At 41.7% G+C, this 13,062-nt stretch carries 9 protein-coding genes; 4 read left to right on the forward strand and 5 right to left on the reverse strand.

What is annotated here, in order from left to right; translation table 11 throughout:
- Positions 1 to 17 precede the first annotated feature (17 nt).
- On the forward strand, positions 18 to 1,145 hold the full coding sequence (locus KXJ59_RS10825) for a glycosyltransferase family 9 protein (protein ID WP_295204476.1): 1,128 nt from the start codon (positions 18 to 20) through the stop codon (positions 1,143 to 1,145).
- 103 nt (positions 1,146 to 1,248) lie between these two features.
- Here the strand turns inward: KXJ59_RS10825 and KXJ59_RS10830 are convergent, their stop codons facing one another.
- The gene (locus tag KXJ59_RS10830) at positions 1,249 to 2,031 is read right to left on the reverse strand and encodes a glycosyltransferase (RefSeq protein ID WP_295204477.1); all 783 of its coding nucleotides are present in this window, start codon (positions 2,029 to 2,031) and stop codon (positions 1,249 to 1,251) included.
- Between the two features lie 6 nt (positions 2,032 to 2,037).
- Positions 2,038 to 2,781: a menaquinone biosynthesis protein gene (locus KXJ59_RS10835; RefSeq protein WP_295204478.1), complete on the reverse strand. Its 744-nt coding sequence runs from the start codon at positions 2,779 to 2,781 to the stop codon at positions 2,038 to 2,040.
- Positions 2,782 to 2,840: 59 nt separating this feature from the next.
- On the opposite strand from KXJ59_RS10835, the gene purB reads away from it, so the two are divergent.
- Together purB and KXJ59_RS10845 are read left to right on the forward strand one after the other, a co-directional pair.
- Positions 2,841 to 4,187, forward strand: coding sequence for an adenylosuccinate lyase (purB, locus tag KXJ59_RS10840; protein WP_295204480.1), 1,347 nt, complete (start codon positions 2,841 to 2,843; stop codon positions 4,185 to 4,187).
- A gap of 136 nt (positions 4,188 to 4,323) precedes the next feature.
- The gene (locus KXJ59_RS10845) at positions 4,324 to 5,319 is read left to right on the forward strand and encodes a bestrophin family ion channel (RefSeq protein ID WP_295204487.1); all 996 of its coding nucleotides are present in this window, start codon (positions 4,324 to 4,326) and stop codon (positions 5,317 to 5,319) included.
- A gap of 156 nt (positions 5,320 to 5,475) precedes the next feature.
- On the opposite strand, the gene KXJ59_RS10850 is transcribed toward KXJ59_RS10845, so the two are convergent.
- Entirely contained in the window at positions 5,476 to 9,084 is a 3,609-nt protein-coding gene (locus KXJ59_RS10850) for an amidohydrolase family protein (protein ID WP_295204489.1), read from the reverse strand.
- Positions 9,085 to 9,231: 147 nt separating this feature from the next.
- Between KXJ59_RS10850 and KXJ59_RS10855 the strand changes: the two genes are divergently transcribed.
- Positions 9,232 to 9,882, forward strand: a complete 651-nt coding sequence (locus KXJ59_RS10855) for a methyltransferase domain-containing protein (RefSeq protein WP_295204491.1) — start codon at positions 9,232 to 9,234, stop codon at positions 9,880 to 9,882.
- Between the two features lie 72 nt (positions 9,883 to 9,954).
- Here KXJ59_RS10855 and KXJ59_RS10860 read toward each other — a convergent pair whose 3' ends face one another.
- Both KXJ59_RS10860 and KXJ59_RS10865 read right to left on the reverse strand, forming a co-directional pair.
- Positions 9,955 to 10,491 (reverse strand): DsrE family protein, encoded by a 537-nt coding sequence (locus tag KXJ59_RS10860; RefSeq protein WP_295204493.1) that lies wholly within the window; start codon positions 10,489 to 10,491, stop codon positions 9,955 to 9,957.
- Positions 10,492 to 10,653: 162 nt separating this feature from the next.
- On the reverse strand, positions 10,654 to 12,903 hold the full coding sequence (locus KXJ59_RS10865; RefSeq protein ID WP_295204495.1) for a Tex family protein: 2,250 nt from the start codon (positions 12,901 to 12,903) through the stop codon (positions 10,654 to 10,656).
- Positions 12,904 to 13,062 lie beyond the last annotated feature (159 nt).

A 13,062-nucleotide genomic window follows, 5' to 3' on the forward strand; every position in this document is an offset into this window, starting at 1 on the left:
AAGGATTAGCCACTTTCATGACAAACCGCATTAAAGGCATTATATACGACTGCATACTATGGCTGGCCTGTTCAGGTTTCAGGCAAAAAACCCTTACCCCGAAATTGCTGATTGTTCGTGTAGATGAAATCGGAGATTATATACTCTGGCGTAATTTCCTGAACGAAATCGTTTCATCACCCAAATACCGCGATCATGAGATACATTTTTGTGGTAACCGCAGCTGGAAATCTTTATTTGATCAGTTTGATGCATCAACAGTAAATAAGCATTTCTGGATCGATAAAATACGTTTTAAAAAAGAACTTAAGTATCGATACCGGTTTTTACAAATGATTTACCGCCAGAGTTATACCACGGTTATCAATCCGGCTTTCTCCCGCGATAAACGTTATGATGACAGCATTGTTAGAGCCGCCAGGTCAGCACAAAATATTGGTATGGTTGCTAATACTGAAAGCGTACAGCCCTATGAACTTGGTTACGACAAAAATCTGTACAGTCAACTGTTTCATCAGCCACAACAACCCATATTTGAATTTTACCGGAACAGGATGTTTACTGAATTTGTTACCGGAGTTTCTTCATCGGTAGTAGATACTACTGTTCCATCAGCTTTGCTGCCTGCTTATCCGGATTTACCAGAAAAGTTTATGGTTATTTTTCCCGGATCGAGAAGTAAAACAAGGATCTGGCCTGTGGCACATTTCGTTAAAGTGGCCGCCTATCTCTATGAACAAAAAGGCTTTACTGCCCTGGTTTGCGGTGCTGATAGTGATAAGGTATATACCGATGCATTTTGCAAAGCTTATACTTATCCCCTGCTCGATCTTACCGGCAAAACTTCCTTACCGGCAATGCTTGCTGTACTCAAACAGGCTGCTGTATTATTATCGGTTGATACCGGCTCAGTTCACCTGGCTGTAGCCGTTGGGTGTCCGGTAGTCGCTATTTTCAACGGGTCGCAGTACAAACGGTTTTCGCCTTATCCTAAAGAACTATCCACCCGTTTTACAGCTGTTTATCCAAAACATATACAGGAGGAATTAAAAGATGAAGAAACCGTTCGAAATAAATATGAGTTTGTAGTTGATATACCTTACGATTCAGTGACACCCGAACAGGTAATTGAAATGATCAGATAAGTTGTAGCAATTTTTTGAGCTGCGAGCTTTGAGTTACGAGCTACGAGTATTGTTTCAGTACTAAATTACTCATAGCTCATAGCCACAATAAAACCACAGGCCTTCACCAGTTCTCCAGCCCCATTTTTTTCTTCAGGCGAAAGAGCCATTGTCCAAATCCGCTTTGTAATAAATAATGGAGGAGTTTTAAACGCAGTTGCCAGCATTCGAGTTTCAGAGAAGGACCAAAATAAGACTCATATACTTTTTTACTTTCTGCCAGAGAACGCAGGTACTGTGTGGAACTGATTCCTGTATCATCGAAAATAGTAATGGTGCAAGGTATATACTGATAGGGTTCGTTACCCAGGCGACACATCATATCATAATCCATGGCAATTTTGTAATCAGATTTAAAACTGCCTACTCTTCCATACACTTCTTTTTTTACAAACCAGGTTGGATGTAATACACTACGCATACCTCTGTAAAGTTTTGAACGTTCAAAAGGTTTTCCAACCACAACTCTTTCGCCACCTCGTATCAATTCAATATTTCCACTGATCCATTGTACCTGCGGGTGGGCACGAAAGAATGCAGCTACTTTTGAAAGTACATCAGCATCGGCATAAATGTCTCCGGAATTCAATAAATGTGTAACAGTACCTTCCGCCCTCTGTATGCCTTTATTAAAAGCATCGGCAATACCCTTGTCTCTTTCGTTGATCCATTTACGATATGAAGGTTGGGGTGTTTTTTCAAGCCAGTCGGCAATATCTGTATTTGTAGAGCCATTGATGATCCAATGTTCCTGAGGATGCAGGCGCTGGGCATCTACCGAAGCACAGGTTCTTTGCACATCGGCGAGGTTATTAAAACAAATGCTGATGACAGATATACCATTCATAGGGGCTCAGAGTTGGGTTAATTTTTGAAGAAACAGTTCCAATCCTTTTCTTTTCTCCTCATCGAATGTATAACTGATATGCTGTGTATAATATTTTTTAAGGTCATAATCGGGAAAATCAAGCCCATCCACTACTTCGTCTATATGATTGATACCATAGGCATTGGCACGGTTAAAAGCATCTTCAAAATCCGGATCCACCGGTTTATTGGCTACCCATGCGGCAAATACAAAAGGTAATCCGGTATGTTGTTGCCATGCTTCACTCAAATCGTAATAATAAGCCGATTTTTTATGTTGCACCAGTGCCCTGTTGCCAATAACCACTGCCGCAGTACTGCCTTTAATTAAGTGCCTGTAATCTTCTTCCGCCTGTTCAATGGCAACTTCTTTCTTCCAGTATTCTTTTAATAAAATCCTTGCCAGATTAACCGATGTTCTGCTTTGGTAATCAAGTATCAGTTTTTCTACCTGTTCTAGCGGAACTTCGCTGAAAATTCCCACCGATTCAACCCTGCCTACGGCACCGATACAGTAGTGGGTAATAATATGGGCTTCTTTTAAGCGGGGAATAATGGCTACGGGTACCAGACCTATATCGATTTCATCATTTAGCAACATAGCAGCAATTTTGGCCGGAAAATCGGCCACCAGTGCTACTTTCTGCATGAGTCCGGAACGTTGAACACCATACATCATGGGTCGGGTATTCAAATAACTAACGGCTCCAATCCTTAATCTCTTGTCCAATTCAGCTAAATTTGCCAGCAAAGAAAACCAATAATCAATAAATAACCTCAAAATCGCAGATGGAACTCACCCCACTTACCGCTGTTACCCCTATTGATGGCCGTTACCGTAGACAGGTTCAGCATTTAGACGATTATTTTTCCGAATACGCACTTATCAAGTACAGGGTACTGGTTGAAATAGAATATTTCTTTTTTCTGGCCGATAAACGTTTTTTCAAACTACCTCCAAAAGCGCGTGTACAACTAAAAAAAGTGCTGGATGGTTTTAGTATCGACGATGCCCAGCAAATTAAACAGATTGAATCGGTTACCAACCACGATGTAAAAGCTGTTGAGTATTTTCTTAAAGAACAATTGGATAAAGCAGGCATCAGCCATCTCAAAGAGTGGATACATTTCGGACTTACGTCACAAGACATCAATAATACTTCCATACCATTGAGCTGGAAGCATTGTATGGAGCATGAATACCTTCCTTCTCTTATTAACCTGCAGAATAATTTATACCAGTTAGCTGTTCAGTGGAAAGATATACCCATGCTGGCACGTACACATGGTCAGCCGGCTTCTCCTACCCGACTCGGTAAAGAGATTATGGTGTTTGTAGAAAGACTGAACCATCAGGTAGAATTGTTTGCCAGCATACCTTATGCGGCTAAATTTGGAGGAGCCACTGGTAATTTTAATGCCCACCATATTGCTTTTCCAAAAAAGAACTGGGTGGTTTTGGGAAATGATTTTGTGGAAAATACGCTTGGACTGCAACGTATGCAGTTTACCACGCAGATTGAACACTACGATAGCCTTGCGGCACATTTCGATGCACTGAAACGCATCAATAATATATTGACTGATCTCTGCCGGGATATCTGGACTTATATCAGCATGGATTATTTCAAACAGAAGACCAAAAAAGGTGAAGTAGGTTCTTCCGCCATGCCACATAAGGTAAACCCGATTGATTTTGAAAATGCAGAAGGCAACCTGGGCATGGCGAATGCTCTACTGGAGCATCTTTCAGCCAAACTACCCATCAGCCGTTTGCAGCGCGATCTTACTGATTCTACTGTACTCAGAAATATTGGCTCTCCGGTTGCGCATATTGCCATTGCATTCAAATCGATTGAAAAGGGATTGGGTAAACTGGTCTTGAATGAAGCGAAACTGAAAGAGGACCTGGAAAATAACTGGGCGGTTGTGGCAGAAGCCATTCAAACTATTTTGAGAAGAGAAAACTATCCAAATCCTTACGAGGCATTAAAGGACCTTACCCGTGGTAATCACAAGATTGATAAGAAAACCATGCAGACTTTTATTCAGTCGCTCAAAGTAAGCGCAGCGGTGAAAAAAGAATTGAAAGCGATTACACCTTCCAATTACACCGGTGTAAACCCCGATTTTTAACCTTTTTTCAGTGTGCTTCTGTGCTTTCAGTGGCAAACTCCTTCTGACTTTCGGTCTTTCGGACTTTCGGACAAATTTGACACTGAAGACACAGAAAACACTGAGAAAAACACGGAAGTTTTCTTAACTTTTCTCCATGCATATTGGAAACCACTACAAACTGAGCGAGTTTCTTTTCTGGACGAGAAGAGATATTTATCGCCTGCTGATTTTTGCCAGCATCCCCACCATTTTATACCAATGTTTAGACTGGACCTGGCTGGCTATTCCATGGGTACCTATTGCCATGATTGGTACAGCAGCAGCATTTATCATTGGTTTCAAGAATACCCAAACCTATAACCGTTTATGGGAAGCAAGACAGATTTGGGGCGGCATTGTTAACAGCAGCCGTTCCTGGGGTATACTGGTAAAAGATTTTGTTGGAAATACCGAGCAGGATAAATCTATACACCAGGAACTGATCTATCGCCATATTGCATGGCTCACCGCTTTACGTTATCAGCTCAGGGAAACAAGACCCTGGGAGAACATCAATAAAATATATAACCTCGAATACCGGAAATTCTATTCCATTCCCGAGCACCATACACCGTTTGAAGAAGCGTTAAAACCATATTTGAACGAAGCAGATTTTCAGTATGTATGGTCAAAGAAAAACAGGGCCACACAGCTTATCAGTCAGCAATCAGCGCAATTGAAAAAACTGAAGGATAGCGGATTGATCGACCCACTCAATTATGTGGAAATGGAAAACCTGCTGGTACAGCTATACGATTTACAGGGACGCTGTGAGCGAATCAAAAATTTTCCTTACCCAAGACAGTTTGCGAGTATCAATCTGTATTTCATCCGTCTCTTTACTTTTGTGGTTCCTTTCGGTTTATTACAGGAATTCAACAAACTGGGAGAGCATATGATCTGGCTGAACATACCCTTTAGTGTAATCGTTAACTGGGTATTTAATACCATGGAAAAAATTGGCGAAGCCACCGAAAATCCTTTTGAAGGAAATGCCAATGATGTGCCCATCACTACCCTCAGCAGAACCATTGAAATTGATTTAAGGGAAATGCTGGATGAAACTGATATTCCGCAGCCACTGGCCGCAGTGAACAGCATACAAATGTAGAGATGTCAGATGTCAGATGTCAGATGTCGGATGTCGGATGTCGGATTTTTTAGGGTATGTTAAAAAACAAGTGGCGTTACAAGAAGTAACGCCACTTGTTTTAAAATCTCAAAATCAAATCCGACATCCGACATCCTACATCAGCGATCAAACATTTTACTCCTTCACTCCTGTTGTCACTTTCGGTGCTTCTTTGGTCCAGGAGCTGATATCTAATTTTTTCTGACTGGGATAAATCTCATCGAGTGTATTACCATCGTACATCCTTCCGTTTTTAATAACATAACGGATACTGTTGGTGTTACGGATATTCTGTAATGGATTATTATCCATAATGACAATATCAGCGAGTTTACCTGCTTCGAGACTGCCCAGTTCTTTATCAAGCCCCAACGCTGTTGCACCAAGGATAGTAGCCGTTTTTAATGCATTCAGCGAACTCATACCACCACTGGCCACACTCCACAGTTCCCAATGATAACCTAAGCCCTGCAATTGTCCATGGCTACCCACACCTGCCAGTCCACCCTGCTCTACAATGCTTTTGGTTCCTTTGGCATGTTTACTGAATACATGGTCTTCCGGTGTAAACCATCCACCATTGCCACCCGTTCTTCTGCGTGCTTTGGCACTGAGTTCTTCATAGGGTGTGAAACGATTCAGCTTAGGATCGTGAACTGGACTTTCTGTTGTATAGTAATAGTTCTCAGCCCATGGGCCTCCATACGCTACCAGTAAGGTTGGTGTATGTGCCATTTTACTTTCTGCAATGGTTTTAGTTACATCTTTATACAATGGGTGAACAGGTATTGCATGTTCCACCCCTGGATAGCCATCAAGTAAATGTGTCATGTTCAATTTATAATCCAGCCCACCTTCTGTTGTTGGCATCAGTTTTTGTTCTTTAGCTGCCATAATGATCCACTGACGCTGCTGACGCACACCTGTGAGGTACATTTTGATGTACTGTGTTTTATAATATTTGCTGTATTGTTCCAGTACTTTTTTGGTTTGATCAAGATCTCGGAGATTATACATCCAGTATCCTACACCTGGGCCCGTACTATATACCCTTGGGCCGGGGATGGTACCGGCATCTACCATATCACTGTATGTCAATACATCTGTTGTAGCTGTTTGTGGATCACGGGTCGTGGTAACACCATATGCGAGGTTGGCTGCATAAATCCACACCGTATTTTTATGCAGTCCCCAGAATGGCCACATATGTGAGTGTGTATCAATAAAGCCTGGTGTAATTGTTTTACCTGAACAGTCTATTACTTTCGCGCCTGCAGGTGCTGCAATTCCTTTTCCAACCTGTTTGATGCGATTGTTGACAATGAGGATATCTCCTTTCTCAATTACTTCATCCCCTTTCATCGTAATGATGCGTGCATTTTTTAACAGGATGGTTCCATTGGGCATATCTTTTTCAAAATATACTTTTACCTGTGACTCATAAGGAGCATATTTTTCTTTTTTCTTTAACTCGGCTTTATCAAGACTATCCTGTTTTGCTTTTGCCGGATCAGCTTTTAATGCTGCGGCCAGATCGCTTGCTTTCTTTTTAGCCAGTGAATCAGCAAGTTTTTTTGCATCAGGTCCGGCGGCTGTTAATGCTTTTACACTATCGGCCGCACGTTTGGTTTCAACACGTTTGGCTTCTTTTACAGAATCTTCAAGAGCTTTGGCCCTTTCAGTATCATACACCCAATGACCATTACCAAGGCTCCAGTGTACTTTTTTTCCATTCTCTTCCCATGCCGGAAATTCTCCCCCTATTTCAGTTAACTGACGCGAAGGGAAAATGCTCGACGAGGGCTCTGCTACAGAAATATTGGGTGTTTTACCTGTTTCAGGAATCGTTACCACATAAATATTATTATTTACCTGTGCGAGTGCCTGATTGCCTACCGGTGCCATTAAGATAATACCTGCTGATGATGGCATATTTTGTGGCTCTCGGCTGCTGTACGATTCGGGCAGCATGCAATTGTTTAATGGATCTGCTACCGACATATATCTTCCCATCACATATTCCTTCCCTGTTGCAGCAACTGCTTCATGTGTATCATCATGCCCGTCGAGTACCGATCCAAATGTGGTGATACCTGTTATCCGTACATGTACTTTTGGATCTGTACCATCCCAACGAATAGATATCAATGCACCGCCACCTGTATTCAGGAAAATCCTGTCTGACTCTTTCGTGAAATGCAGGTTACCACGGTTACGGGCTTTATCAATCACTGTGATAGCGCCACCATTCTCATTCATCCAAACCATTTCTGCCTCTTCACCGCTAAAGAATGGATCTTCTGCATCTTTAAACAAACGCTTTGGTCCACGGAAGAAAGCAATCCGCTGGTTATAGCTCCAGGCTGGTTGCATATAAAATGCAGCTTCACTTGTTAACCTGCTTACCTGCGAGGTTGACACTGTTGCTTTATATACATGCCCTCCTTCTTTCTCATCCCATGTTACAAAAACAATTTGTTTTCCATCAGGGCTCCATGCGGGCATGGCTTCTGTGAAATTATGATTGCTTACACGCTTTGGTGTACCATTCGGATAATCCATTACATATAATCGATTCAATACCGTAAATGCCAGTTGTTTCCCATCCGGACTTGGCACAGCATCTCTTATCTGTGATGCCAGTGCATGAGTTGTGTCTTTAATATCGTAATTGAAATACAAACGTGGTCCGAGTTCCAATTTGATATTTGCATCAAAAGGAATTTCTACAGCAGCTTCTCCACTTACAGGTATCTTCCATATTTTACCTCCATAACTGGCAATCAGGTTTTTACTATCGGGAGTAAATGCCATGCCTGGTAATACACCCTGAGGTGCAATACTCTCCTGCTCATCTCTCTGTACCGGATATGCCAGCCATCTTTCATCGCCGGTTTTCAGGTTACGTATTACAAGACCGGTCTTATCCTCATAACGTGAGCCATAAACCATCCACTGACCATCTTTACTAAGTGTTGGAGTGAATGCTGAGCCATAACGTGAGGTGATTGTGCTGGTTAATCCTTTATCACGATCATAAACACCTATCTGGTATTGAGGCAACAAGGCATTATAGTTCCATGAACCATTGCGCTGACTGTAATAAACCGACTTGCCATCCGGACTGATAAAAGGATCAATTGTTTTCAATCCACCCGGCGCATCATTTAATTGAATACCGCCTCCACCATCTGCATGAAACATCCATAAACGGGGTAATCTTCTCCCCCTGCTGGCAATTACATATTTACCGTCGGGTGTCCATACAGCATTTACATAATCGTCGACTCTTGTTTTGGTTAATTGAAGCGTGTCTTGTTTTACACGATCGATTACCCACAAATTGTCGCCACCACTTCTATCGCTGGTGAATAATAATTTATTCCCATCCGGACTAAAACGCGGGTGTGTTTCGTAGGCAAGTCCTTTTGTAACAGGTGTTGCTTTACCGCCTGTGATGGGCATTGTATAGATATCGCCCATCAGATCGAAAGCGATGGTATTGCCATCCGGACTTACATCTACACTGATCCAGGTACCTTCATTGGTATTGAAACTAATTTCTCTTTCAGGTTTCAAAGGCAGGTCTTTGAAAGAGGAGTAAACAGGCGTGTCTTTTTTAACAGAGTCTGCAAGGTTTACAGCACTGAATAACCAGGAACGGTTATTTTCATCTGTTGTTATCACTGTGGCTACAAGGGCTGAAGCTGCAACGGCGAGCCCAGAGAAGAATAGTTTTCTCATTCGTACAGATTTTGATCTGCAAAAGATACAACTGATCCTTATTCCAAAACCATCTCCGATGGAAAAATTACATAAGAGGCTATATTATCTACATATAAACACAGGAATAATCTGATTTCCAGTAATTTGTGCAGCAATCAATCGGGTATGAAAAAGAAATTAAAATGGCGGCTGGCACAGGAACTGGAGTATAAATGGTGGCAGCAATACCTGCATAAAAAAGAGCCGTCTCAATATCTTCAATATAAAAAAACATATTGGCTCCAGGTTTTATCTTCATTAAAAGAACCCATTTTAGAAAAACCCAACCAATCAATTCTTGATGCAGGTTGTGGTCCGGCAGGCCTGTTTATGGTGTTAGAAAGTCATCGGGTCGTTGCATTGGATCCGTTATTAGAACGATATAAAAACCTGCCGCATTTTAACACAGAGGCTTATCCATGGACAAGATTCTTACAATCACCGCTCGAATTATTGACGGATAAAGAACAGTACGATACTATTTTTTGCATGAATGCCATCAACCATGTAAATGATATTGCCTTATGCTGCCAGCGTTTATTTGATGCATTAAAGCCCGGTGGACACCTGGTTTTATCTACCGATGCACACCGGTTTCCTTTTTTGAAAAAAATATTTCAGTGGTTGCCGGGAGACATGTTACATCCTGTTCAATTAGATATTGATGAATATAAAAAATACCTGACCGATCTCAAATTAGAAATAAAGAACAGTATCAGATATAAAGAAGCCGGAATATTTAACTATTATATTTTGATTGCCCGGAAAAACGAATGAATTTATTTTTGATTTTTTGATTTAGGGCTATCTAAAATCGAAAAATCAAAGATCAAAAAATCAAAATTTCCTCTACCATTTTATCGTAGCATACCCTTTCAACTGGTAGGTGGTAATAGTAGTTAAGGCTGAAGTGGCTACACCTACGCCTGTTGCCAGGGTTGACGGATCAATCCCTCTTTTTTTAAGTGTTTGTCCGCATACCACAATCTTTACACCTGCGTCCAGTAAAGCTTTAATCATGGGCAGATTGGGGTTATCAACTTTATATCTTGCACGGTAAGCTTCATTATTAAGAATTGTATACCCGGCTGCATTATGCACCGCCATCACCATTTTGATCTTCTCTTTAGGCACTCCTCCAACCCCATGCAGATTCAGCAAAGTACAGGCCGCTTCAATACCTAAATTGATCGTATCTGGTTTGCTGCTGGCCATGACAAGGTCAACGAGTAGTTTGTAGTTAAGTTTGGGGTCTGGCTTTTCTACCGCATCGGGTATTTCATATACAGGGCCAAAATCTTTGATGATGGGATTTACTTTATTATCCTGCGCATAAGAAAATGTAAAGAATAATGCACTGATCAGCAGACAAACTATTTTTTTCATGGTAATGATTTAAAGGATACAAGATAACGCAAGTTCCCAATTCAATATCACCATTCATCAACTCACCTCCATAGGAGTCCTTTGGACCCAGCCCTCTCTGTTGCGCAAAGAGGAAACAGAATAGAGCCCATGTTTATATTAACCAACATGGGCTCTATTCTCTTATTTTCCGAATTTTTTCTTCAATACATTCAGTGCATCATTTACACTCATATCGGAAAGGTTCTCTTCTTTTCTGGCAGGTGAGGCCCCATTGGTTCTTGTACCCTTATTGCTTTTCACACCTGCCACTGCAGCGGTTTCTGTTTGTTTGATGGATAACGCAATTCTTTTACGAAGGGTATCTACTTCCAGCACTTTTACATTTACTTTCTGTCCCAGTTTTAACGCCTCTCCGGGATCGCTGATGTACCGGTGAGCTATTTCACTTACGTGAACCAGTCCATCCTGTTTTACACCAATATCAATAAAGGCCCCAAATCTGGTAAGATTGGTTACCATACCGGGCACTACCATTCCAACATACACATCTTCGATTTTATAGATCGACGCAAACTCAAATTGTTCGAGTTCATTACGGGGATCGAGACCTGGTTTCTTTAATTCATGAAGAATATCGCGGAGTGTGAGTTCTCCAAACTGTTCAGTAACATATTGTCCGGGGTCGATCTTTGTAATCAATGGTTCATTCCCTATCAATTCTTTTACACCCACATTCAATGCAGCAGCCATTTTCTCTACAATCGGATAAGCTTCCGGGTGAACGGCACTCGCATCAAGTGGATTACTGCCGTCTTTTATACGTAAGAATCCAGCACACTGTTCAAATGCCTTAGCGCCCAGACGGGGCACTTTTAATAACTGAGCCCTGTCTTTAAACCCGCCCAGTTCTGTCCTGTAACGAACAATATTTTCGGCCATACTTCCCCCTATACCACTAACATATGCCAGCAGGTGTTTACTGGCCGTATTCAGGTTTACACCTACTGTATTCACGCAACTCACCACTGTCTGATCGAGTCGTTCTTTTAAACGGAACTGGTTTACATCATGCTGGTACTGTCCTACCCCAATGCTTTTCGGATCAATCTTTACCAGTTCAGCCAATGGGTCCATCAGTCTTCTGCCAATACTTACAGATCCGCGAACCGTAACATCATGATCAGGAAATTCTTCTCTTGCAGTTTCCGAGGCAGAGTAAACGGAAGCTCCGTCTTCATTCACCAAGAATACCGGCAGACCCAGGTTGAGTTTTTTTATAAACTGCTCCGTTTCTCTGCCAGCAGTACCGTCACCGATGGCTATTGCTTCTACTTTAAATTGTTCAACCAGTTTTTTAATCTTGTGCTCACTCTCATACATCCGGTTGTTTTCATGGATATAAATAAGATCTGTTGTTTGCAGGTCTCCTTTATTGTCGAGGCATACTACTTTACAACCTGTACGGTAACCTGGATCTATTGCCAGCAGATTTTTCCTGCCCAGTGGTGCACTCAGCAATAACTGCCGCAGGTTTTCTGCAAATACAGTAATTGCTTCTTCATCTCCCTTCTGTTTGAGCGCCGTCCTGAACTCCGATTCGAGGCTGGGTTGCATCAATCTCCTGTAAGCATCACGAATGGCTTTTTTCAGGTGATCAGACCAGGGGTTCATACCTTTTATATACTGTTGCTCTAACAAATACAAGGCATCATCTTCAAGTGGTGCAATACTCATTCTTAAAACCCCTTCCAGAAACCCACGCAGGATGGCAAGGATACGGTGTGAAGGAATTTTATGGATGGGTTCCGAAAAATCGAAGTAGTCTTTGTATTTAATCCCTTCTGTTTCTTTATCTGTCAGCACTTTACTCTGCATGGTAGCCGTATCTTCAAACAGCTTACGCATTTTTGCACGTACTTCCGCATTTTCATTCACCAGTTCTGCAATAATGTCTCTTGCTCCCTGCAAAGCATCATCAGCAGAACTTATTTTTTCATTGATATATTTTGTCGCTTCCGCCACTACATCATCCTGCTGTTGTGCCAGCATGATTGCTGCCAATGGTTCCAGTCCGTTTTCTCTTGCTGTCTGAGCTTTTGTTTTTCGTTTGGGTTTATAAGGCAGATATATATCTTCCAGTGCGGTAAGCGTGGTGGCTGCATCCAGTTTTTTCTGTAACTCCTCCGTCATCTTACCCTGCTCGGTAATGGCTTTTTCAATAAAAGTTTTTCTTTCTGTAAATTCTTTCAGGAATTTAGATTCATCCTGTATTTGTTGAATCTGAACTTCATCCAGACCACCTGTTTTATCTTTTCTGTATCGGGCAATAAAGGGAATAGTAGCGCCTTCTTCAAATAAATCCAATACTGCTTCTACCTGAACAATTCGCAGGTTTAGTTTGGCAGCAACCAATGGTGCAAAATTCGACATGAAAAATTACCGTTTTAAAGTTCTTAAAGGGCAGCGAATGTAGGGGGAAAACGGGGGCTAAAAAAAAGATGTGGATAAGCAGTTAGAAGTCAGGAAGTCGGAAAGTCCGGAAGACCGAAAGAAAAATTTATTACAGATGTCATCGTCGGACTTCCGGAC

It is taken from the genome of Sediminibacterium sp., from assembly GCF_019264485.1.
Taxonomy (GTDB): Bacteria; Bacteroidota; Bacteroidia; order Chitinophagales; family Chitinophagaceae; genus Sediminibacterium.